The sequence below is a fragment of the Fictibacillus sp. S7 genome (assembly GCF_004127935.1).
GTDB classification, from domain to species: Bacteria; Bacillota; Bacilli; order Bacillales; family Fictibacillaceae; genus Fictibacillus_C; species Fictibacillus_C enclensis.
Window position 1 is genome coordinate 1 of sequence record NZ_QJKL01000001.1, and the last position, 22,442, is coordinate 22,442.

The following is a 22,442-nucleotide window of genomic DNA, read 5'->3' on the forward strand; positions in this document are numbered from 1 at the left end:
ACGCCCAGAGACTCGATCATTTCAGCCTTTTCCAGAAAACAAAAAGCGTTTTATGGAAAAGTCCTCCAATGCTTTTCGTCTCTAATCGGGCATGTCAGCTTTTCCTGATCCAGCTTCCACGCCCAGAGACTCGATCATTTCAGCCTTTTCCAGAAAACAAAAAGCGTTTTATGGAAAAGTCCTCCAATGCTTTTCGTCTCTAATCGGGCATGTCAGCTTTTCCTGATCCAGCTTCCACGCCCAGAGACTCGATCATTTCAGCCTTTGCCAGAAAACAAAAAGCGTTTTAAGGAAAAGTCCTCCAATGCTTTTCGTCTCTAATCGGGCATGTCAGCTTTTCCTGATCCAGCTTCCACGCCCAGAGACTCGATCATTTCAGCCTTTTCCAGAAAACAAAAAGCGTTTTATGGAAAAGTCCTCCAATGCTTTTCGTCTCTAATCGGGCATGTCAGCTTTTCCCTTTGATAAACGCATAGATTTCGTGGAAAAACTGGGCTTGATGGAGGGCGCGGATGATGACGAGAAAGGCAGGTCCAATTAACAGCCCAAGAAAGCCAAACCACTGGTATCCGGCAAAGAGGGCAATCAGGGTAGCGAGAGGATCGAGTCCGATCGTGGAGGACAGAATTTTGGGTTCTGCCAGCTGGCGCTGAATGATCACAACCCCATACAGGATGGAAAGCCCCACAGTCAAAGGATAGTCGCCTGATACGAAGGTATACGCAATCCAAGGCATAAAAACCGCTCCCGTTCCGAGGTAGGGAAGAAGGTCAACGGCACCAATCAAAAGTGAAATGGTAATGGCGTATTCAATCCGCAGCAAAAGCAGACCGATTAGAACAATACAGGCTGTCATTGAAATCAGTGTAAACTGGGCCTTTGCAAAACCGAACAACGCCTTTCTGAGCTCCAGATAGACGGTCCGTGTGCTCGCCATCCACTTGTCCGAAGAGATTTTTCGCAAATACCGGGAAAAGCGGTACCAGTCCTTGCATATAAAAAAGGCAGCCAGTATGGAAAAAACAAAAACGGTCACAAACGTGGGAAGGCTGACGACCAGGGCGGAGACGATATTCACGGCTTCTTGTGCGAGCTTGGAAACCGTTGTGGTAATGTGGGTACCGATGGCGTCAATATTCTTCATGATCGTTTGCTGATGGTCGTCTTCAAGGTTGTTGAACATGGCGTTAATATCATTATAAAAGGGCAAAATTTTTGTTTTGAAGCAGATCTCCATATACTGCACAAGTTCCTTGCTGTAATCGGGAAGAACATGGGCCAGGTAAGCCAACCCGGTGAAAATTTCACGGACGAGCAGCAGGATGATGCCGGCTGCCGCTCCAATCAGGAGCAGCAACGCCGCAAAGACAGCCAGCGCCCTCGGCATTTTCCCCTTTTCCTCCAAAAAGTTAACAAACGGATTAATCACCATGGCGATGATTCCCCCCAGGATAAAAGGATAGGTTACTTTGGAGAGAAAAAAACAGCCTACTAAGACGAGGGCAAATAAACATACTATGAGAAAGAAACGAAATATACGGTGCAGATAATCATTGTTCACCATTTCCACCACTTCCTGTCCATTGCTTACTACGAAAGAAGGTATATTATGCAGTCCACTATATTTTTGGTTATTTTGCTCATCATAGGAGTAATCGCGAAGAACCAGTCGCTGATTGTAGCGCTGGCGGTATTGCTTGTCCTGAAATTCACCGGGATTGGAGACAAGGTTTTCCCGCTGATTCAACAAAAGGGAATAAACTGGGGAGTCACGATCATAACCATTGCTGTTCTTGTTCCTATTGCAACCGGCGATATCGGATTCAGGCAGCTTCAGGAGGCAATGAAGTCTTCCTTCGCCTGGATTGCCTTACTTTCGGGAATATTTGTCGCACTTATTGCTTCTAAAGGAATCATCCTTCTCCAGGAGGATCCGCATATCACAGCAGCTCTTGTTTTCGGCACTATCCTCGCTGTAGCATTCCTGAACGGCGTTGCCGTAGGTCCGCTTATCGGAGCAGGAATTGCTTATTTCGCCATGAAGATTGTCGAATATTTCACTGCATAAAGAAGGAAAAAGGGCTTAAGCATTCACAAAGTACTATTTATTGTTTATAATTGACTTATATGTACCAATTCCTTTAAATAGTCTACATTTCTTAATAGGCCAGAAATGTAAGCTCTTACTTATAAGAGTTTTTTGGTATTGTGCTTTTCTATTAAAGGAGAAAGAGATTCTAGAAAGGGAGAGATAACCATGACAGCAACAAGAGGATTAGAAGGTGTAGTAGCTACCACCTCATCTGTCAGCTCAATCATTGATGATGTACTGACATACAGAGGGTACAGCATCGATGATCTCGCAGACCATGCAACATTTGAGGAAGTAGTGTATTTATTATGGAATGGCAAACTTCCTAACGAAAGAGAACTTGAACAGTTTAAAGCAGAGCTTGCAGAACAAGCGACTGTATCTGAAAATTTAATCAACCAATTGAAATCGCTTCCGCTAAAAGGGGTACATCCGATGGCGATTCTGCGTACAGCTGTCTCTATGCTAGGCATGTATGACGACGAAGCGGAAGATATGTCAACAAAAGGAAACTACAAAAAAGCGGTAAAACTTCAAGCGCAGATTTCAACTGTGGTTACAGCGTTTGCAAGAATAAGGGAAGGCAAAGACCCTGTTGCTCCGCGCAAGGATCTAGGCTTCGCCGCAAACTTCCTGTACATGCTGACTGGCAATGAGCCGGATGAAGTGGCAGTGGAAGCGTTTAATAAAGCGCTTGTTCTTCATGCAGACCATGAACTGAATGCATCCACGTTTACAGCACGTGTAGCGGTTGCCACGCTTTCTGATATTTATTCTGGTGTTACTGCTGCAATCAGCGCCCTTAAGGGACCATTGCACGGCGGTGCCAACGAGCAGGTTATGAAAATGCTCAGCGAAATTAAAGAAGAAGAAAACGTTGAAAGCTATTTAAGAAACGCAATTGACAACAAACAGAAGATCATGGGCTTCGGACACCGTGTATATAAGAGTGGTGACCCGCGCGCCAAGCATCTTCGTGAGATGAGCAAGCAGTTAACGACAACAACAGGCGAAGAAAAATGGTATAACATGTCTGTGAAGCTTGAAGGATTGTTGAAAGAAGAAAAAGGCCTTCTTCCAAATGTTGACTTCTATTCAGCAAGTGTATATCACAGCCTTGGAATTCCGCATGATATCTTCACACCGATTTTTGCAGTAAGCCGTGTATCCGGTTGGATTGCTCACATTCTTGAGCAATATGAGAATAACCGCCTGATCCGTCCGCGTGCAGATTACACCGGGCCTTCCATGCAGAAATACACACCGCTTGCCGAGCGTTAAAAAAAGATGGTGAGAAGAGGGCTTCCTCTTCTCATTTGAACGGTATTTTAGTAGGATAGAAAAGTAAGAGTTTTTGGATAGATTACAGATAGGAGGACAAGCAACATGTCAAACGGAGAGCGTATTACAGTAGATAACGGGGTATTAAATGTACCAAACCATGCAATTATTCCTTTTATTGAGGGAGACGGGACAGGCCCTGACATTTGGGCGGCTGCATCTCGTGTATTGGAAGCAGCAGTAGATAAAGCATATAACGGTGAGAAGAAAATTGTCTGGAAAGAAGTTCTTGCCGGAGAAAAAGCATTCAACGAAACTGGGGAATGGCTTCCAGCTGAAACACTTGATGTGATCCGCGATTACATAATCGCTATTAAAGGACCTTTAACTACACCGGTTGGCGGCGGAATCCGTTCATTGAACGTAGCACTTCGCCAAGAGCTTGACTTGTTTACATGTCTTCGTCCGGTTCGTTATTTCAAAGGTGTTCCTTCACCGGTTAAACGGCCAGAAGACACAGATATGGTTATCTTCCGTGAGAACACTGAAGATATTTACGCTGGTATCGAGTATGCAAGTGGTTCTGATGAAGTGAAGAAAGTAATCTCTTTCCTTCAAAACGAAATGGGAGTTAACAAAATTCGTTTCCCAGAAACTTCTGGAATCGGAATCAAACCAGTTTCTTCAGAAGGTACAAAGCGTCTTGTGCGTGCTGCTCTTCAATATGCAATCACTGAAGGCCGCAAGAGCTTAACGCTCGTTCACAAAGGAAACATCATGAAATTTACAGAAGGTGCTTTCAAAAACTGGGGTTACGAGCTTGCTGAACAAGAGTTTGGCGATAAAGTATTCACTTGGGCTCAATACGACCGCATTGTAGAAGAGCAAGGAAAAGAGGCAGCGAACAAAGCACAGGCTGATGCAGAAGCTGCAGGAAAGATTATCGTTAAAGACTCAATCGCTGATATCTTCCTTCAGCAAATCCTTACTCGTCCGGCAGAATTCGATGTTGTAGCAACAATGAACCTGAACGGTGACTACATTTCCGATGCACTGGCTGCACAAGTAGGCGGAATCGGAATCGCTCCTGGAGCGAACATCAACTATGAAACTGGACATGCGATCTTCGAAGCAACTCATGGTACAGCTCCTAAATATGCTGGTTTGGATAAAGTTAACCCATCTTCTGTTATCCTTTCTGGTGTGCTCATGCTTGAACACCTTGGATGGCATGAAGCAGCTAAACTTATCACGAATGCTATGGAAAAATCCATTGCAGAAAAAGTGGTAACTTATGACTTCGCTCGTCTGATGGACGGTGCTACAGAAGTAAAATGTTCCGAGTTTGCTGACGCATTGATCAGCAAGATGAAATAATAACAAAAGGCCCCGACTTCCGGGGCCTTTTGTAAAATTTAACGAACTGCAGGACAGAAACCTGAATACCTTGGAGGGATAATAGAATGGCAGTGAATTCGCGCAAAAAGATTTCGGTCATCGGTGGAGGATTTACAGGAGCAACTACTGCATTTATCGCAGCACAAAAAGAACTTGGCGATGTGGTTCTTGTTGACATCCCACAAGCTGAAAACCCTACGAAAGGCAAAGCGCTGGATATGCTTGAAGCAAGTCCGGTACAGGGGTTTGATGCCAACATTATCGGTACTTCCAACTATGAAGATACAAAAGATTCCGATGTGGTGGTCATCACAGCCGGTATTGCACGCAAGCCCGGCATGAGCAGAGATGATCTTGTCAACACGAATGCAAACGTCATGAAAAGTGTTACACAAGAGATTGTGAAGCATTCACCTAATGCCGTTATCATTGTTTTAACCAATCCGGTGGATGCCATGACCTATACCGTATTGAAGGAATCCGGTTTCCCGAAAAGCCGTGTGATCGGGCAGTCTGGTATCCTTGACAGCGCCCGCTTCCGTACCTTTATCTCACAAGAGCTTAACTTGTCTGTAAAAGACATTACCGGGTTTGTCCTTGGCGGACATGGAGATGACATGGTTCCGCTCGTTCGATACTCTTACGCAGGCGGTATTCCGCTTGAAAAACTGATTCCTCAGGAGCGTCTGGATGCCATCGTGGAACGTACACGCAAAGGCGGAGGAGAAATTGTTAATTTGCTTGGAAATGGCAGTGCCTATTATGCACCAGCGGCATCTATGGTTGAAATGGTGGAAGCTGTTCTTAAAGACCAAAGGCGTGTTCTTCCATCAATCGCTTACCTTGAAGGTGAGTACGGCTATCAAGGAATCTGTCTTGGAGTACCGACCATTATTGGAGGAAACGGACTGGAAGAAATCATTGAGCTGGAACTTACAGCAGATGAAAAAGCCGCTCTTGACCGTTCGGCTGAGTCTGTAAAAGCAGTCATGAACGTGCTTGCATAATGATAGAAGATTCGGGACTTCCCGAATCTTTTTCTAGCATCAAAAATGTAAGCGTTTACTTTTTGATTCGGGGAAGGGGTGTTCTATATGCTGCTTGGAAAAAAACGAAAACTGGGCAGAAAATTAGAAGAAATCAAAACAGGTGAGAAGCTTGAGTTGTCTGAAGCGATAGAAGATAAAGATCTCCTGTTATATCTTGGACTTACCAACGATAATAATCCTTTATTCATCCAGCATGACTATGCATCGATGACGCCTTTCAAAAAGCCAATTGTTCCACAAATCATGCTGACGGGAATGGTAACCTCGGCCATATCAAAATATTTGCCGGGACCAGGAAGCAGTATTAAAAAACAATCCCTTACCTTCATTAAACCCGTTCACCATTATGGAAAAGTACATTTTCTTTTCCAGGTGACCGGCATCAACGAGGCAGCCCATTCTATTACCATGTCGGTGGAGGGCAAAAATGAAAAGAACGAAAAGGTGCTTGAAGGAGAACTTGAAGTTTGTCCTCCCTATGCTCCAAAATCGATTACTTCCCATACCTTGGAAAATTTCTGAGGAAATTTCTAGGGAAATTTCTGAGGAAATTTCTAAGAAAATTTTTAGGGGGATTTCTAAGACCGGCTGCAGAGCTGGTCTTTTTTCATTTGGAAATACCCGTCAAGAATGAGCACCACTCTCAATAAAAATTTTACAAACTTTACGAAATCTTTATTCTGACCCTTTTGTGCATTGAAGAAAAAAATAGTATGATTGTAATGAATCAAGTGAAACGTAACTATAAAAGGGTGGGAAAAGATGAGCCAGAAGATTATGGTAGTCGAGGACGAATTATCGATCTCAACATTATTGCAATTTAATTTAGAACAAGCTGGTTTTGAAGTGATCACTGCTATGGACGGACGCAAGGGCCTGGAATTGGCAGAGATGGAAAAACCGGATTTAATGGTTCTCGATCTTATGCTTCCTGAGATGGATGGCCTTGAGGTTTGCAAAAACCTGCGGCAAAAGCAGATTTTTATTCCCATTCTCATGCTGACTGCAAAAGATGATGAGTTTGATAAAGTCCTGGGGCTGGAGCTTGGGGCTGACGACTATATGACAAAGCCATTTAGTCCGAGAGAAGTGGTGGCCCGTGTTAAGGCGATCTTAAGACGGACAAAGCAGATGGCCGTGGAAGAAACTGCTCCTGAGGAAGAAGCAGAAAAACTGACGATCGGCGAGGTTGAGGTATACCCGGAAAATTATGAGGCCTTTTATAAAGGAACGGCACTGGAATTAACACCAAAAGAATTTGAACTTCTCGTTTATCTGTCAAAAAATAAAAACAGAGTATTAACCCGTGAGCAGCTTCTGTCAGCTGTTTGGAATTATGATTTTGTCGGTGATACACGAATAGTTGATGTTCATATCAGCCACCTCCGGGAAAAAATCGAAGAAAATACACGCAAGCCCATCTATATTAAAACCATACGGGGAATGGGCTATAAATTAGAGGTTCCTCAGTAATGCCGGATTTTAAAAACCGGGTACTTTCTTTTTTCCTGGTTGGCATTATGCTTGTTTTTATTTTGCTTGCTTTAATTGTGGGAGGGCTGGTACATTACACCATCAAGGAGAAGCGGGTGCAATCCTATCAGCATGATCTTGAGCTGGTGGCGGTTGCTGTCAGAGGCAATGATCAGGAATTGCTTAAAAAGCAGCTGAATATGGCAGAAAAGGATTTACATGGTAAACTTGTCTATCTTTCCCCTGAAGGCAAGGTGCTTGCCCAAACCGACAGAGAAGAACAGCCGGTTCCCCGGCAGCCATTACAGGGCTTGGACGGTTATAAAAAAGATGTACTGGTTTCCGCCAAATATATGGACCGCCTTTTGTACACTCTCCCTGTAAAAGAAGACTCCTCCGGTAATCTCCGTGGCTATGTACAGCTGATTATCCCGGAACAAGTGGCCAACCAAACAGAACGAACCGTATGGCTCAGCCTTTCACTTGGCTTTTTGCTCAGCCTTGTGATCGTTCTATTTATCTCAATCCGGGTGCTGGACCGCATTGTGAAACCGGTGGAAGAAGCGACCAGCACGGCGAAAGAATTGGCCCGGGGGAATTTTAAAGCCAGAACCTATGAGTATAAAGGTGATGTAGGAGAACTGAACTTTTCATTAAATGTACTGGCAAGAAACCTGGAAAAAATGACAAAATCGTACGAGTCACAGCAGGACCGTTTGAAAACTCTGATTGAAAACATGGGCAGCGGTCTGATCCTGATTGATTCCGATGGATACATCAATATCGTCAATAAAGCATTTAAAGAGATTTTTAGAGAATATACCGATTCCTGGAGCGGGCATTTGTTTCATGAGGTTTTTCCTTACAAGGAAATCAAGGAAATTGTGGAAGACACCTTTATTATGGAAACCAATATCCGCAAGCAGGTGGTTCTGCCGATTCATATTGAAAGAAAAAACTTTGATGTATACAGCGCACCCGTTTTAAACAGTCTTGGAAAACTGCGGGGTATGGTCCTGGTTTTCCATGATATTACCGAATTGAAAAAGCTCGAACAAATGAGAAAAGATTTTGTTGCCAACGTTTCTCATGAATTGAAAACGCCTGTTACTTCGTTAAAAGGCTTTGCTGAAACATTGCTGGATGGGGCGGACGGAAACCCGGAAATCCGCAAAAAGTTTTTAACGATCATATGGAAGGAGAGTGACCGGCTGCAGCATCTGATTCAGGACCTGTTGGATCTTTCCAAAGTGGAACAAGGGTTTTCGTTAAACCTGCAGAAAGTCAATCTGTCTGCCATTGTTGAAGAAGTGATCGTCATGCTTGAAACGAAGGCTAAGGAGAAAGAGATCACACTGAAGTACTCGGTCGAAGGGGACACCGCCATTGAAGGCGATGCTCCGCGTTTAAAGCAAGTATTTATCAATCTTATCAACAACAGTCTGAATTACACGCCTAAAGGCGGCCGGGTCACCATCAGGCTTAAGGAGAGCAGTGAGAAGGTAACGTTCAGTGTGTCGGATACCGGAATTGGCATTCAGAAGGAAGAAATCTCCCGTATTTTTGAGCGTTTCTACCGGGTGGACAAAGCAAGAAGCCGTAATTCCGGAGGCACAGGGCTTGGCCTTGCCATCGTAAAGCATTTGATTGAGGCCCATCATGGAAGAATTCATGTTAAAAGCAAACCAGGTGAAGGTTCGACATTCACACTTGTTTTTAGAAAAGAATTTGTTGAGTGAATTTACAAACTATTAACACTGGGTTTGTTTCAGCTTAACAGTCTCCATGTAATATGAAAGTATCCTTTTTCAGTACCCCCTTTAAGAGAATCCGATTCCGGGTTCTCTCTTTTTTTGTTTTTGCTCACCAGCAGGCAGAGCAAGGCGGCCGTTATTTTGTTTTCGGGGAAACCGATGGTACAATATAGTCAGAAAAACTGATCAGGGGGTATCATTTTGGCAAATAAACTAGTATTGATTGACGGAAACAGTATCGCCTACCGGGCGTTCTTTGCACTTCCTCTGCTCAATAACGACAAAGGTGTTTACACGAATGCCGTTTATGGATTCACGACTATGCTTCTTCGCATATTGGAAGACGAAAAACCAAGTCATGTTCTTGTAGCTTTTGATGCAGGCAAGACGACGTTCAGGCATAAAACATTTGAAGACTATAAAGGAGGCCGTCAAAAGACGCCTTCCGAGCTTTCAGAACAATTCCCGCTGATTCGGCAGCTTCTGGACGGTTTTGGAATCAAGCGGTACGAGCTTGAAAGCTATGAAGCGGATGATATCATTGGCACCCTTTCCAAACAGGCCGCAGAAGGTGATTGGGATGTGAATGTCTATACAGGAGATAAGGATTTACTTCAGCTCGTAACGGAGAATGTGAAGGTTACACTCACAAGAAAAGGCATATCTGAAGTTGAAGCCTACGATCTCAAGCAGGTGGAAGAGAAATATGGCTTAACACCACATCAGATCATCGATATGAAAGGCCTGATGGGCGATCCTTCCGATAATATTCCGGGAGTTCCCGGAGTCGGGGAGAAAACAGCCATCAAACTGATTAAACAATTCGGTTCTCTGGAACAAACACTGGATTCCATTGATCAGGTGTCTGGAGCAAAGCTTAAAGAAAAGTTGAGTGACAACAGAGATCAGGCATTGATGAGCAAGGAATTGGCAACCATTACGCACGAAGCTCCTATTGAGGTTTCTTTGAAGGATGCCGTATACCAGGGGTATGAGGCAGAACGGCTCCTCCCGCTGTTCAAGGACCTCGGATTTAACTCCCTGCTTGAACGGATTGGAGGGGACAGCGAGCAAGCAATGGTGAGTGAAGAAGAAAAAGAGGAGATCAATTTTGAAAAAGCGGAAGCGTTAAATGGTGAAATTTTATCTTCTCCTGCAGCCTTGATCGTAGAAACCACACCGGAAACCTATCACCGGGCGCCGGTAAACGGCCTGGCGATCGTTAATGAAAACGGAAGGTATTACATTCCAGCAGACCTTGCCCTGTCTTCTCCCGAATTCAAGCAATGGGCGGAGGATACAAGCAAAGAAAAGTTTGTATTCGATGCGAAAAGAGCGTACGTCGCACTGGACTGGAATAATATTTCACTTCAGGGAGTGACGTTTGACCTGATGATCGCCTCATATTTGCTGAACCCCTCGGATTCGGGGGATGATGTGGCAGTGATTGCCAAGCGCTATGGCATCCATGATACCGATAGTGAAGAGGCGGTTTATGGAAAGGGAGCCAGGCGAAAGGTACCAGAAGAAAACGTTCTTTCCGAGCATATGGTACGTAAAGCCAACAGCATTTATGTGCTTCAGGAAAAGCTGACGAATGAACTGAAAAAGAATGAACAATATGAGCTGTTTTCGGATCTGGAACTACCACTATCGCTGGTGCTTGGTGAAATGGAAACGACTGGCGTTAAGGTAGATGTAGGCAGACTGCAGTCCATGGGACAGGAGCTGACGGAGCAGTTGAATGCACTCGAAGCGGACATCCATGAACTTGCCGGGATCGCCTTTAATATTAATTCACCCAAACAGCTTGGTGAAATCTTGTTTGAAAAGCTCAATCTTCCTCCCATCAAAAAAACAAAGACCGGCTACAGCACCTCGGTGGATGTGTTGGAGAAGCTGGAAGGCAAGCATGAAATCATCCGGAAAATTCTTGTTTACCGGCAGTTGGGCAAGCTGAGCTCAACCTATATCGAAGGTCTCCTGAAAGTGGTAGATCAACAGACCGACAAGATTCATACTCGTTTTAATCAGGCTCTTACTCAAACCGGACGCTTAAGCTCAACAGAGCCCAATCTGCAGAATATTCCGATCCGGCTTGAAGCAGGAAGGAAGATCAGACAAGCCTTTGTTCCAGCTACTTCAGGGTGGAAAATCCTGTCTGCCGATTATTCTCAGATTGAGCTCCGTGTACTAGCCCACATTTCTCAGGATGAAAATCTGATGGAAGCCTTTAAGAAGGAAATGGATGTTCATACGAAAACAGCGATGGACGTGTTCCATGTTGATATGGAGGATGTTACTTCGGAAATGAGAAGGCACGCGAAAGCCGTAAACTTCGGGATTGTATACGGAATCAGTGACTACGGATTGTCTCAAAGCTTGAATATCACAAGAAAAGAAGCGGGAGAATTTATCGAGCAGTATTTAAAGACGTTTCCGGGTGTCAAGGAATATATGGAATCCATAGTCCGACAGGCTAAACAGGATGGATATGTGTCCACGCTGATGAACCGTCGCCGGTATCTTCCGGAAATTACGAGCCGAAACTTTAATCTCAGAAGCTTCGCTGAACGCACCGCAATGAATACCCCGATTCAGGGGACTGCAGCTGATATTATCAAGAAAGCCATGGTAGAAATGGAACGCGTGTTAAAAGAAGAAAAGCTTGAAGCCTTGATGCTGCTTCAGGTGCATGATGAATTGATCTTTGAAGCACCTGAACACGAAATTGAAAAACTTTTAAAATTGGTTCCTCAAGTCATGGAATCGGCCCTTGGCCTTGACGTTCCATTAAAAGTGGACTTGAATTACGGAGATACATGGTACGACGCAAAATGACAGAAAGAAAAACGGAAAACAGCGGCCGGGCTGTTTTCCGTTTGATTAGAGGTGAAACAAATGCCAGAGCTACCTGAGGTAGAAAATGTAAAGAATACACTGAACCGGCTGGTTGGGGGAAAAACCATTAAAGAAGTCAGTGTGCTATGGAGCAACATTATCAAGCATCCGGAGCTGGATGAGTTTAAACTCCGGCTTAAGGGACAGACGATTCAGAATGTGGAACGCCGGGGTAAATTTCTGAAAATTTTCCTGGATCATGATGTGCTGGTGTCCCATTTGCGGATGGAAGGAAAATACGGGCTGAATCAGCTGGAGGATCCCTCGGACAAACATACCCATGTGCTTTTCTCATTTACAGATGGAACACAATTGCGGTATCGGGACGTAAGGAAATTTGGCACCATGCATCTTTATCCCATCGGAAAAGAAGAGCAGGAGCAGCCGCTATCAAAGCTCGGATATGAGCCTTTTTCTGCGGAATTGACTCCTTCTGTTATGAAAAAGATGTTTTCCAAGACCAGCAGGAGCATTAAAGCTGTGCTTTTGGACCAATCACTGATCACGGGACTTGGCAATATTTACGTGGATGAAATCTTGTTTGCATCCGGAATTCATCCAGAAAGGAAAGCGAATGAAGTGTCGCTTCCGCGATTGCAGAAGCTTCACGAACATATGGTATCCATCCTGAAAAACTCTGTTGAAAAAGGCGGCAGCACCATCCGCTCCTATACCAATTCAGAGGGGAAAACCGGAAACTTTCAGCTTGAACTGTTTGTTTACGGAAAGAAAGGAGAGCCATGCAAAACGTGCGGATCCGAAATCGACCGGTCCGTCGTAGCCGGGCGGGGCACCCATTTTTGCTCAAAGTGCCAGAAATAACACTTGCCAGGCTCCTTTCATATACTGCAATACGTGGTATGAAAGGAGCTTTTAGAGTCATGGTATCCTTTTCGATGCTCTTGCTGGCGTTTGCTGTCAGCCTTGACAGCTTTGGTACGGGGTTGACCTACGGAATGAAGGAAATCAAAATACCTATCAAATCGGTACTGATTATTTCCTCTTGTTCCGCCATTACTTTTTTCATGGCCATGGGGTTCGGCCATTTCCTCGAACGTTTCTTGTCTCCGCAAGCCGGTCAAATGGCCGGGGGGCTTATATTGCTGGGTCTTGGTTCATATTTCTTGTTTCAAGTTGCCAAGCCTGACAAAAAGGCTGAAACTGTACCCGAAGAGAAGACTATTGTAAAATTAGAAATAAAATCGCTCGGAATTATGATACAGATCTTAAAAAAGCCGACCATTGCGGATTTGGATAAATCGGGATCCATTAATGGCTGGGAGGCGGTGCTTCTCGGTGTTGCCCTTTCGCTGGATGCGTTTGGTGCAGGGATTGGGGCGGCCATGATTGATATGCCGCCGATTACAACGGCTTTCACGGTGGCAGCAATGAGTTCCATTTTTGTGCTTGCCGGCATAAAACTGGGTTTTGCGGTCTCCAAAGTTACCTGGATGAAAAAACTGACGTTTCTTCCGGGAATTCTGTTGATTATTATTGGTTTGATGAAATTGTAGTGAAGGGATGTTAACAAATGATTATTGGCCTGACCGGCGGAATTGCGAGTGGAAAAAGCACAGTTTCCAATTTTTTGCGAAGCTATGGACTGCCAGTTGTTGATGCAGATGTTATTGCGCGTCAGGTTGTGGAGAAGGGCCATCCTGCCTATGAAAAAATCGTGGAGTACTTTGGAAAACATATTCTGGATGAAGCCCAAAACATCGACAGAAAAAAGCTGGGAAGTATTGTTTTTACTAATGAAGAAAAGCGACTGATGCTTAACAGGATTGTTCATCCAGCTGTTCGGCTGGAAATGAAAAATGAGGCGGCAGCTCATTTAAAGGAGAGCCCATGTGTCGTTATGGATATTCCTCTGTTATTTGAAAGCGAATTAACGCATATGGTAGACCGGACCCTTCTTGTCTTTGTGGATGAGGAAACCCAATTAAGCCGGCTGATGGAACGAGACGGCTATACAGAAGCAGAGGCAAAGAGCAGAATCGCGGCGCAAATGCCGCTAAAGGATAAAGTGCAGCTTGCCGATGCAGTAATCATGAACAATGGTTCATTGGAAGAATTAAAAGAGAAAGTGGAGATCCAGCTTCACGAATGGAACATCATTTAACCCTCTGTTATAGGCAGAGGGTTATTTTTTCGCCCGTTTTTATAAAATAGTGTTCTTTTTTTGATCAATTATGCTATACTAATCATAGCAAAAGAGAGATAAAAGTATAACACATATTTGGAGGGAGCATACCATGAAAGCAAAAGTAGCGATTAATGGACTCGGGCGAATCGGAAGAATGGTTTTTCGAAAAATGATGGAGGAAAACAATGAATTTGAAGTGGTGGCAATCAATGCCAGTTATCCTCCAGAAACGCTGGCACATATGATAAAGTATGACTCCATCCATGGAGCTTATAAAGGTGAAGTCACTGCCCATGAGGGATACTTAATGGTGAATGGGCAAAAGGTTCTGCTGCTCAATTCCCGTGATCCAAGGGAACTGCCTTGGAAAGGACTTGGGATTGATCTTGTGATCGAAGCAACTGGAAAATTTAAATGTCAGGAAACTGCAGGCTATCATTTGCAGGCCGGCGCTAAAAAAGTGATTATTACCGCTCCCGGAAAAGATGAGGATGTAACCATCGTTATGGGAGTGAATGAGAGCGATTACAATCCGGATAAACACCATATTATTTCTAACGCATCTTGTACAACCAATTGCCTGGCCCCAGTAGTAAAAGTACTGGATGACCATTTTGGCATTGAATCAGGTATGATGACAACGGTACATGCTTATACAAATGACCAAAAGAATATTGACAACCCGCATAAAGATCTTCGCCGTGCGCGGGCGTGCGGACAATCAATTATCCCGACTTCGACAGGGGCTGCCAAAGCGATTGCCAAGGTGCTTCCTCATCTTTCAGGCAAGCTTAATGGGATGGCGCTTCGAGTGCCTACGCCAAATGTGTCACTGGTGGATTTCGTGGCTGATCTAAAAACAGAGGTAACAGAAGAGAGGATCAATGAGGTACTGAAGTCGGCTGCGAACGGATCCATGAAGGGGATTCTGGGCTATAGTGATGAACCGCTTGTTTCCGTAGATTACAATGGAAACGAAAATTCATCGATAATTGACGGATTGTCCACGATGGTCATTGAGAATAGAAAAGTAAAAGTACTGGCATGGTATGATAACGAATGGGGGTATTCCTGCCGTGTCGTCGATCTTGCGGGCTTGGTTGCCGCAGGACTTAAACAAGAAGAAAACATCAAGATACCTTCCTGATCACAGGGGAGTCTCTTTGACAGCACCGACACATTTGGTGCTGTTCTTTTTTGTGTGGTCTGGTACTTAATTTGTCTAAGGTATGCGAATACTTTTCATATAAAATATTCAGAGGAAAAATTGAATCAGGTTATTGCAAATGAAATATAAAACAAGTATACTATGATTCGTGAACTTCAAATAAAGCAAACCAAGGCGTTGGATTCTACTTAAAGGGTTAGGACCTCTTAGGACTAACTTTCCCCCGTGGTAGATGTTCAATACCGCATGCTTGAAGGCATGAAAATTTTTTAAGGGGGACTATGCTAATATGGATACAATGGGAAGACACGTAATTGCCGAACTATGGGGTTGCAACAGTGAAAAGCTGAATGACATGAAATTTATTGAAGAAACATTTGTTGACGCTGCTTTAAGAGCAGGCGCAGAGGTGCGTGAGGTGGCTTTTCATAAATTTGCACCGCACGGCGTTAGCGGAGTTGTTATTATTTCAGAATCTCATCTGACAATCCACAGTTTTCCAGAGCATGGTTATGCAAGCATTGATGTATACACTTGTGGGGATCGAATTGATCCAAATGTGGCTGCTGATTATATTTCACAGGCATTGGAAGCAAACAGCCGTGAAAATTTAGAGGTTCCGCGTGGAATGGGTCCTGTCAAAGTTAAAAATAAAGTTGCCGCAAATCAATAATAAAAAAGTTAAATGAAAAAGAGGTGTGTAATTTGCACCTCTTTTTTTACATGTTATTCTATAAGTAACAACACTGAGGAGGAAGACCATGCTGCGACGATTGCAAAACATTTTGAAAAATAATTCAGAAACTTCTGAAAAACATTATGACCCCTTGCTCAGAACGCCGTATTTTAAGGCAAACCGCAATAGCGTCATGGATGCGTTGGAAGAATTAGTCCGTCAGAAACAGAATTATAAGCTGCTCGGTTCATCCAAGGAAAGAGGCGAATTTTCCTTTCAAGTGACCTCTCCCCGAAAAGCGTTCGTTGTTGTAACCGCAACCACGCTAAGACCATACCGCACAGCCATTGACTTCAATGTGTCCACCGAATCTGCCCTTCCCGTCGACTTTGGATACAGCAAAAAAGTCATTGCCAATGTAACCGAAGAACTAAAAGGAAAGCTCGAATATATCGGAACATCTTTAATGGAAAACAATTAATTCTTGTCACCCGCCTTCCTTTTGTCTAAGATAGAATTATAGTAGAGGAACATTAATTTTTGGAGTTGATCTGCATTGCGTTGTCCGTCCTGTCAATATAACGGTACAAAAGTGCTTGATTCCCGACCCGTTCATTCAGGAAGATCGATTCGCCGTCGACGTGAATGCGAATCATGCAACTATCGATTTACCACATTTGAAACCGTTGAAGAAATACCGCTCATAGTTGTAAAAAAAGATGGTACCAGGGAGGAGTTTAGCCGGGAAAAAATTCTCCGCGGACTCATTAAAGCGTGTGAAAAGCGTCCTGTTCCCTTGGAGGTACTTGAAAATATTGTGGATAATATAGAAAAAGATCTCCGGAACCAGGGGGCATCTGAAATAAACAGCCAGGAAGTCGGTGAAAAAGTCATGGATTATTTGGCAGACACGGACGAAGTAGCATATGTCCGATTTGCTTCCGTTTACCGGCAATTCAAGGACATTAATGTATTTATTCAGGAACTAAAGGACCTAATAAAAAAAGACGAGCATTAACCTGCGTAAGACAGAACCGGTTTTACGCTTTTTTTTATCGAAAGGTCCTAAATCCTCTGCAACAACAGAAATTCTTTTTGAAAGGTGAGAACCATGAGTGTACACTGGAAAGAAATTGTCCCGGTGGATACATATGAGGTTCAATTTAGCGGCTATCTTCATGATGTAGACCGCAAAGTATTGACCATGCTGTACCAGCCGTTAATAGGGGCTTTTGCCTATAGTTTATATATGACATTCTGGTGCGATGCGGAGATGGAGGTTGAGAACCCCCAAACCCATCAGCGTCTGATGAATGTCACCCAGTTTTCATTGAAAGACATTATAGCAGCACGCAAGAAGCTCGAAGCCATCGGCTTGCTGAAAACATATAAAAGAGAAGAAAATGAATCAAAGTTTTTTCTGTATGAATTGCAGACTCCGCTTTCTCCGGCTGCTTTTTTCAACGACGGAGTGCTGAATATATATTTGTACAACCGGCTGGGGAAAACGAAGTATTGCGAGATGAGAGATCATTTTCTGCAGGAAGAAACAGAAGTGGATGAATATCAAGAGGTTACCGCATCGTTCAGCGACATATTTGCCTCCCTTCATCCTTCGGAGATGACCGCCGGCACCTATTCGGAAATACAAGAAGGCGCCAACGGCAGGCTGGCAGACCGAAGGCCTGGCAGAACGTTGGAGATTTCGGCAGAGGAATTTGATTTTGATTTACTGGTTTCCAGCATTTCCAGCTTTATACTTCCAAAAGAGGTGATTACGCCTGCGATCCGGGAAGCGATTGTGAAGCTGGCCTATGTGTACCAGATGGAGCCACTGGAAATGAGCCGGCAAATTCAGAGTGCCTACCATATCCACGGAGAGCTGACCGAAGAAAACCTTCGGAAAGAGGTTCAGAAATGGTACCGGATTGAAAACAATAACCAGCTTCCGCAAATGGCCCTCCGGACTCAGCCGCAAGGTTTGAAAACCGTCAGTGGCGAGCCTGTTTCGGAAGAAGAGAAAATGATAAAATACTTTGAAGAGGTTTCTCCTTATCAGCTCCTCGAGCATCAATCAGGAACAAGGCCGGCCGAAGCCGACTTGAATATTGTCAGCTACCTGATTCTCGAGCAAAAGTTGACACCGGGTGTTGTGAACGTATTGATCGATTATGTATTAAAAACCAACGATCTTAAGCTGACCCGGTCATTTGTCGAAAAAATCGCCAGCCATTGGGCGAGAAAAAAAGTGAAAACTGTTCCTGAAGCCATGGCGCTGGCCCGTTCCGAGCAAAAGAAATACAAAGACTGGCAGGAACGGAAAAATACGTCCTTTCAACGAAATACCTCACAAAGAAAGGCACCGAGGCTGCCAGACTGGCTTAAGGACGAGAATGTGCCGGCAGAGAAATCCAGTCCGAACATCAACGAAGAAGAAGAACAAAATCAGCAATGGCTGGAAAACTTGCTTAAAGATATTTAAAGGGGGGATCAACATTGGAATCCATTACTGACGCTGTAAAAAAGATGGAAGGTTACGACCAGCTTAGAAGACAGCTTGACCGTATTAAGCAGCAGGTACTCCAAGATCCGTATGTCGCTTCTTTTATGGAAGCGAACCCTGGCATCAATGAAGTTAACCTGGAAAAAGGGCTCACCAAGCTGTATGAGTACTCCAAAGAAAGGCATCAATGCGCCAACTGCCCGGGCCTGGAACGTTGCCCGAATTTGATGCAGGGCTACCAGCCTGTGCTGACTGCGGAGAAAAATCAGATTGATATCTTTTATGAGAAATGCTTTCTGAAAAAGCAGGATGAAAAGCAAAAATCGATGACAGCATTAATTAAAAGTTATTTTATTCCAAAGGATATTCTCAAAGCTTCATTCGACCGCCTGCACAGTATTGATCAGGATCGGAAAGAAGCAATTGGGGCAGCTGCTGAATTTGTAAAAAAAGTGGCGGCTGGCGAGGAATGCAAAGGCATTTATTTTTACGGTAAATTTGGCGTCGGAAAAACGTATCTTCTCGGTGCGATCGCAAACCGGCTGGCAGAGCGTCAGATTCCTTCGCTATTGGTGCATACACCCGAATTTCTTCGGGAGATGAAAAACAGTCTCTCGGATGGATCATTCAATGAGAAAATGGAGCTGTTGAAAACCGTTCCTGTATTGATGCTGGATGATATCGGGGCCGAAAACATGACCAATTGGGTCAGAGACGAAATTATCGGAGTGATTTTGCAATACCGCATGATGGAACGTCTGCCGACCTTATATTCTTCTAATTATGATTTTTCGATGCTGGAAGAGCATTTTTCCTACTCTCAAAAAGGGGGCCTCGAGGAGGCAAAGGGAAAACGAATCATGGAACGGATCCGCCATCTTACTGTTCCAATTTTTATTGGCGGAGACAAAAACTTTAGATCCTTACAATAAAGAGCAAGCAAACCTTTGTCAATCATTGGCAAAGGTTTTTTGTTTGAACTGATGATTCTTCGGGAAGATGCTAATACTACTACCTATAGAATCAGCAGAAAGAAAGGAAATCAATGAATATGGGAATACTTTTAGCAGTAGTTACAGCGGTTTGCTGGGGAAGCATTGTGCTGGTGAGCCAAAAACTGGGGGGAGATTCATACAGCCAGACCCTGGGCATGACAATCGGCGCCCTGGTCTTCTCCATCGTTACATTTTTTATCGTCTCTCCCGAAATAAATACACTTGTCTTAACAATTGGCGTGATATCCGGTGCTTTATGGGTTGTCGGCCAGCGCTTCCAATTTGCAAGTGTGGATCACCTCGGTGTATCCAAAGCTGTTCCTCTTTCTACCGGGATGCAGTTGTTTGGAACCACCCTTTTTGGGGTGCTCGTTTTTCATGAGTGGAAAACAAAAACTGAAATCATTGTTGGCATTATTGCGATTGTGGTTATTATATTGGGGGCTGTTTTTACTTCCATTAAGGATAAAAGCAATGAAACCGGCGGGGGCAACACCAAAAAAGGCTTGCTTATTCTCCTGCTTTCAACAGCAGGCTATGTTGGCTATGTGGTGATAGTCAACTGGTTTAAAATCGGAGGCTGGGAAGCCATACTTCCTCAGGCGGCAGGTATGTTTGTAGGTGGTTTACTTCTGACGTTCACAGGGAAACCGTTTAATAAATTTGCGATAAGAAACATTATTACGGGGCTGATTTGGAGCACAGGAAATATTACTTTGCTGCTGTCACTGCCCAAAATCGGAGTGGCGACAAGCTTCTCGCTATCCCAGACGGGGATCATTATTTCTACTCTAGGCGGGATTTTTATCCTGAAGGAGAAGAAGTCGAAGCGGCAGGTCATATTTGTTATTGCAGGATGTTTACTCATTATTGCGGGCGGCGTTATGCTCGGATTTACAAAATCTTAAGGAGCGGATGAAGATATGTTTACAGATTTAGAAGGAAAAGTTGTTATTATTACTGGTTCAACCACTGGCATCGGAAAAGCATGCGCGCAGAGGTTCGCAAAAGAAAAAGCGAAAGTAGTCATCAATTACCGGAGTGAAAAAGGAAACGACCTGGAAGAGCTTCTTCAGGAACTAAGAGATCTTGGCGGAGATGCGATTGGGGTTCAGGCCGATGTAACAAAAGAGGAAGATGTTAAGCGAATGGTTCAGGAAACCGTGAAGACGTTTGGCACCCTGGATATATTTATCAATAATGCGGGAATTGAAAATGAGGTTCCGTCACACGAACTTTCACTGGAAGACTGGAATAAAGTCATTTCCACCAACCTTACAGGACAGTTTCTCGGCTGCCGTGAAGCCATTGATTACTTTCTGAAACATAACATCGAGGGTAATATTATAAACATGTCAAGTGTCCATGAAATCATTCCATGGCCGCATTTTGTCCACTATGCAGCTAGCAAGGGCGGCGTAAAATTAATGACCCAAACCCTTGCCATGGAATATGCGCCAAAGAAAATCAGAGTAAATGCGATAGGGCCGGGTGCCATCAATACACCGATCAACGCAGAAAAATTCGCGGATCCTGGAAAAAAGGCGGATGTGGAAAAACTGATTCCAATGGGTTATATCGGAGAACCTGAGGAAATCGCTTCTGTAGCTGTCTGGCTCGCTTCAAAAGAATCCAAATATGTTACGGGCCATACGCTTGTTGCCGACGGCGGAATGACACTGTATCCTTCCTTCCAGGCAGGAAGAGGATAATCCACATAAGAAGTAAATGGGGCTCCCTTGATCAGGGAGCTCTTATTTTGTGTAGGTACGAGCCTGTTTGTTTGCTTCACAAATTTCATAAAACTATGATAGGATTATAGAATGCTACATAAGATGTTCCGTAACTGGAGGTAATATAGATGAGCATTGATGCGATTTTGCAAAAAGCACTGGATGGCAAACGTTTGACCGTCGAAGATGCGGTTGCTCTGTATGAAAGTGATGAAGTGGAAAAGATGGGAGAAGCGGCCGACGTGATCATGAAGCGCTGGCACCCGGAACCCATTACGACTTTTGTAATCGGGAGAAACGTCAATTACACGAATTTTTGTGATACATACTGCCGTTTCTGCGCGTTTTACCGCCCGCCGGGAAGCGAAGAAGGCTATGTATTGGATGATGAAGTGATCTTCCAAAAGATTCAGGAAACCATTGATGTCGGTGGTACAGAAATCCTGATGCAGGGAGGAACCAATCCGAACCTTCCATTCTCTTATTATACTGACCTGCTTCGCAATATTAAGAAGCGCTTTGATATTACAATGCACTCTTTTTCACCGGCAGAAATCTGGAAGATGGTTGAAGTTTCCGGCCTAACTCTTGAGGAAGTGCTGAAAGAGCTGAAAGACGCAGGGCTCGATTCCCTTCCGGGTGGAGGAGCAGAAATACTGGATGACCGGACGAGAAAAAAAATCAGCCGGTTGAAAGGGTCCTGGACAGAATGGATGGAGTGCATGAAAACGGCAAAAAAAGTCGGCCTTCATTCCACGGCTACCATGGTTATTGGCTTTGGTGAAACCTTTGAAGAACGGGCGATGCACTTGCAGCGGGTCCGTGATGCGCAGGATGAAACCAATTGCTTCCTTGCCTTTATTTCATGGACGTTCCAGCCGGATAATACCAACTTAAAAGGGGAAAAGACGTCACCAAGAGAGTATCTGAAAAACGTGGCTATCTCCCGCCTGTTCCTCGATAACATTGCTAACTTCCAGTCTTCCTGGGTTACGATGGGACCTGAAGTGGGCAAGAAGTCCCTTCATTACGGCTGCAACGATTTCGGAAGCACGATGATGGAGGAAAACGTGGTATCTGCAGCGGGGACCACTCATAAAGTAAATACGAACCTGACCCTGCGTTTAATTCGTGAAGCCGGCAAGATTCCGGCCCAGCGCAATACGAAGTACGAAACCTTGCGTGTGTTTGATGGAGAAGAAACCGCCGAAAAAGATTTTGTGATGCAAAACTAATGAACCAAAAGCCTGGCCTTTTAGCAAAGGGGCCGGGC

The 22,442-nt window shown here is 44.2% G+C and carries 21 protein-coding genes; 20 read left to right on the plus strand and 1 reads right to left on the minus strand.

Going from position 1 to position 22,442, the window contains the following annotated elements; translation table 11 throughout:
• Positions 1-448: 448 nt before the first annotated feature.
• Positions 449-1,561: a sporulation integral membrane protein YtvI gene (gene ytvI / locus DMO16_RS00005; protein WP_061973028.1), complete on the minus strand. Its 1,113-nt coding sequence runs from the start codon at positions 1,559-1,561 to the stop codon at positions 449-451.
• 48 nt (positions 1,562-1,609) lie between these two features.
• On the opposite strand from ytvI, the gene DMO16_RS00010 reads away from it, so the two are divergent.
• From DMO16_RS00010 to mqnC, 20 genes are all read left to right on the plus strand, one after another.
• On the plus strand, positions 1,610-2,068 hold the full coding sequence (locus DMO16_RS00010) for a DUF441 domain-containing protein (protein WP_129474644.1): 459 nt from the start codon (positions 1,610-1,612) through the stop codon (positions 2,066-2,068).
• 189 nt (positions 2,069-2,257) lie between these two features.
• Entirely contained in the window at positions 2,258-3,373 is a 1,116-nt protein-coding gene (gene citZ, locus DMO16_RS00015; RefSeq protein ID WP_061972514.1) for a citrate synthase, read from the plus strand.
• A 105-nt stretch (positions 3,374-3,478) separates the two neighbouring features.
• Positions 3,479-4,750 (plus strand): NADP-dependent isocitrate dehydrogenase, encoded by a 1,272-nt coding sequence (gene icd, locus DMO16_RS00020; protein WP_061972515.1) that lies wholly within the window; start codon positions 3,479-3,481, stop codon positions 4,748-4,750.
• A gap of 86 nt (positions 4,751-4,836) precedes the next feature.
• Positions 4,837-5,778, plus strand: coding sequence for a malate dehydrogenase (mdh, locus tag DMO16_RS00025; protein ID WP_061972516.1), 942 nt, complete (start codon positions 4,837-4,839; stop codon positions 5,776-5,778).
• A gap of 87 nt (positions 5,779-5,865) precedes the next feature.
• On the plus strand, positions 5,866-6,342 hold the full coding sequence (locus tag DMO16_RS00030; protein ID WP_061972517.1) for a MaoC/PaaZ C-terminal domain-containing protein: 477 nt from the start codon (positions 5,866-5,868) through the stop codon (positions 6,340-6,342).
• Positions 6,343-6,582: 240 nt separating this feature from the next.
• A complete protein-coding gene (locus DMO16_RS00035) occupies positions 6,583-7,293 on the plus strand; it encodes a response regulator transcription factor (RefSeq protein ID WP_061972518.1) in 711 nt (236 codons plus the stop codon).
• Entirely contained in the window at positions 7,293-9,032 is a 1,740-nt protein-coding gene (gene pnpS / locus DMO16_RS00040; RefSeq protein ID WP_129474645.1) for a two-component system histidine kinase PnpS, read from the plus strand. Before DMO16_RS00035 ends, pnpS begins: the two co-directional genes overlap by 1 nt.
• Before the next feature lie 216 nt (positions 9,033-9,248).
• On the plus strand, positions 9,249-11,888 hold the full coding sequence (gene polA / locus DMO16_RS00045; protein ID WP_129474646.1) for a DNA polymerase I: 2,640 nt from the start codon (positions 9,249-9,251) through the stop codon (positions 11,886-11,888).
• Between the two features lie 60 nt (positions 11,889-11,948).
• Positions 11,949-12,770, plus strand: a complete 822-nt coding sequence (gene mutM, locus DMO16_RS00050) for a DNA-formamidopyrimidine glycosylase (protein WP_129474647.1) — start codon at positions 11,949-11,951, stop codon at positions 12,768-12,770.
• A 59-nt stretch (positions 12,771-12,829) separates the two neighbouring features.
• On the plus strand, positions 12,830-13,462 hold the full coding sequence (gene ytaF / locus DMO16_RS00055) for a sporulation membrane protein YtaF (RefSeq protein ID WP_061972522.1): 633 nt from the start codon (positions 12,830-12,832) through the stop codon (positions 13,460-13,462).
• A gap of 17 nt (positions 13,463-13,479) precedes the next feature.
• Complete coding sequence (gene coaE, locus DMO16_RS00060) at positions 13,480-14,070, plus strand: dephospho-CoA kinase (RefSeq protein WP_129474649.1); 591 nt, start codon at positions 13,480-13,482, stop codon at positions 14,068-14,070.
• 133 nt (positions 14,071-14,203) lie between these two features.
• The gene (locus DMO16_RS00065; protein WP_129474651.1) at positions 14,204-15,241 is read left to right on the plus strand and encodes a glyceraldehyde-3-phosphate dehydrogenase; all 1,038 of its coding nucleotides are present in this window, start codon (positions 14,204-14,206) and stop codon (positions 15,239-15,241) included.
• A 310-nt stretch (positions 15,242-15,551) separates the two neighbouring features.
• Positions 15,552-15,935 (plus strand): adenosylmethionine decarboxylase, encoded by a 384-nt coding sequence (gene speD / locus DMO16_RS00070; protein ID WP_061972525.1) that lies wholly within the window; start codon positions 15,552-15,554, stop codon positions 15,933-15,935.
• Positions 15,936-16,023: 88 nt separating this feature from the next.
• Positions 16,024-16,419 carry a cytosolic protein gene (locus DMO16_RS00075; RefSeq protein ID WP_129474653.1) on the plus strand — a complete coding sequence of 132 codons (396 nt, stop codon included), beginning with the start codon at positions 16,024-16,026 and terminating at the stop codon, positions 16,417-16,419.
• Between the two features lie 75 nt (positions 16,420-16,494).
• Entirely contained in the window at positions 16,495-16,956 is a 462-nt protein-coding gene (gene nrdR, locus DMO16_RS00080) for a transcriptional regulator NrdR (RefSeq protein WP_061972527.1), read from the plus strand.
• Positions 16,957-17,049: 93 nt separating this feature from the next.
• A complete protein-coding gene (locus tag DMO16_RS00085; RefSeq protein WP_129474655.1) occupies positions 17,050-18,420 on the plus strand; it encodes a replication initiation and membrane attachment family protein in 1,371 nt (456 codons plus the stop codon).
• A 14-nt stretch (positions 18,421-18,434) separates the two neighbouring features.
• A complete protein-coding gene (gene dnaI / locus DMO16_RS00090; RefSeq protein ID WP_061972529.1) occupies positions 18,435-19,373 on the plus strand; it encodes a primosomal protein DnaI in 939 nt (312 codons plus the stop codon).
• 119 nt (positions 19,374-19,492) lie between these two features.
• Positions 19,493-20,344 carry a GRP family sugar transporter gene (locus DMO16_RS00095; RefSeq protein WP_061972530.1) on the plus strand — a complete coding sequence of 284 codons (852 nt, stop codon included), beginning with the start codon at positions 19,493-19,495 and terminating at the stop codon, positions 20,342-20,344.
• Between the two features lie 15 nt (positions 20,345-20,359).
• Positions 20,360-21,148: a glucose-1-dehydrogenase gene (locus DMO16_RS00100; protein ID WP_061972531.1), complete on the plus strand. Its 789-nt coding sequence runs from the start codon at positions 20,360-20,362 to the stop codon at positions 21,146-21,148.
• A gap of 149 nt (positions 21,149-21,297) precedes the next feature.
• Positions 21,298-22,404, plus strand: a complete 1,107-nt coding sequence (gene mqnC / locus DMO16_RS00105) for a cyclic dehypoxanthinyl futalosine synthase (protein ID WP_061972532.1) — start codon at positions 21,298-21,300, stop codon at positions 22,402-22,404.
• Positions 22,405-22,442 lie beyond the last annotated feature (38 nt).

What these genes read in the sequence shown, in the direction of transcription:
- coaE (WP_129474649.1), top strand. Translation starts at nt 13,480, where the DNA reads ATGATTATTGGCCTGACCGGCGGAATTGCGAGTGGAAAAAGCACAGTT.
- DMO16_RS00085 (WP_129474655.1), top strand. Translation starts at nt 17,050, where the DNA reads ATGAGTGTACACTGGAAAGAAATTGTCCCGGTGGATACATATGAGGTT.
- DMO16_RS00065 (WP_129474651.1), top strand. Translation starts at nt 14,204, where the DNA reads ATGAAAGCAAAAGTAGCGATTAATGGACTCGGGCGAATCGGAAGAATG.
- DMO16_RS00100 (WP_061972531.1), top strand. Translation starts at nt 20,360, where the DNA reads ATGTTTACAGATTTAGAAGGAAAAGTTGTTATTATTACTGGTTCAACC.
- DMO16_RS00030 (WP_061972517.1), top strand. Translation starts at nt 5,866, where the DNA reads ATGCTGCTTGGAAAAAAACGAAAACTGGGCAGAAAATTAGAAGAAATC.
- DMO16_RS00010 (WP_129474644.1), top strand. Translation starts at nt 1,610, where the DNA reads ATGCAGTCCACTATATTTTTGGTTATTTTGCTCATCATAGGAGTAATC.
- DMO16_RS00095 (WP_061972530.1), top strand. Translation starts at nt 19,493, where the DNA reads ATGGGAATACTTTTAGCAGTAGTTACAGCGGTTTGCTGGGGAAGCATT.
- mutM (WP_129474647.1), top strand. Translation starts at nt 11,949, where the DNA reads ATGCCAGAGCTACCTGAGGTAGAAAATGTAAAGAATACACTGAACCGG.
- DMO16_RS00035 (WP_061972518.1), top strand. Translation starts at nt 6,583, where the DNA reads ATGAGCCAGAAGATTATGGTAGTCGAGGACGAATTATCGATCTCAACA.
- ytaF (WP_061972522.1), top strand. Translation starts at nt 12,830, where the DNA reads ATGGTATCCTTTTCGATGCTCTTGCTGGCGTTTGCTGTCAGCCTTGAC.
- mqnC (WP_061972532.1), top strand. Translation starts at nt 21,298, where the DNA reads ATGAGCATTGATGCGATTTTGCAAAAAGCACTGGATGGCAAACGTTTG.
- pnpS (WP_129474645.1), top strand. Translation starts at nt 7,293, where the DNA reads ATGCCGGATTTTAAAAACCGGGTACTTTCTTTTTTCCTGGTTGGCATT.
- citZ (WP_061972514.1), top strand. Translation starts at nt 2,258, where the DNA reads ATGACAGCAACAAGAGGATTAGAAGGTGTAGTAGCTACCACCTCATCT.
- DMO16_RS00075 (WP_129474653.1), top strand. Translation starts at nt 16,024, where the DNA reads ATGCTGCGACGATTGCAAAACATTTTGAAAAATAATTCAGAAACTTCT.
- speD (WP_061972525.1), top strand. Translation starts at nt 15,552, where the DNA reads ATGGATACAATGGGAAGACACGTAATTGCCGAACTATGGGGTTGCAAC.
- mdh (WP_061972516.1), top strand. Translation starts at nt 4,837, where the DNA reads ATGGCAGTGAATTCGCGCAAAAAGATTTCGGTCATCGGTGGAGGATTT.
- icd (WP_061972515.1), top strand. Translation starts at nt 3,479, where the DNA reads ATGTCAAACGGAGAGCGTATTACAGTAGATAACGGGGTATTAAATGTA.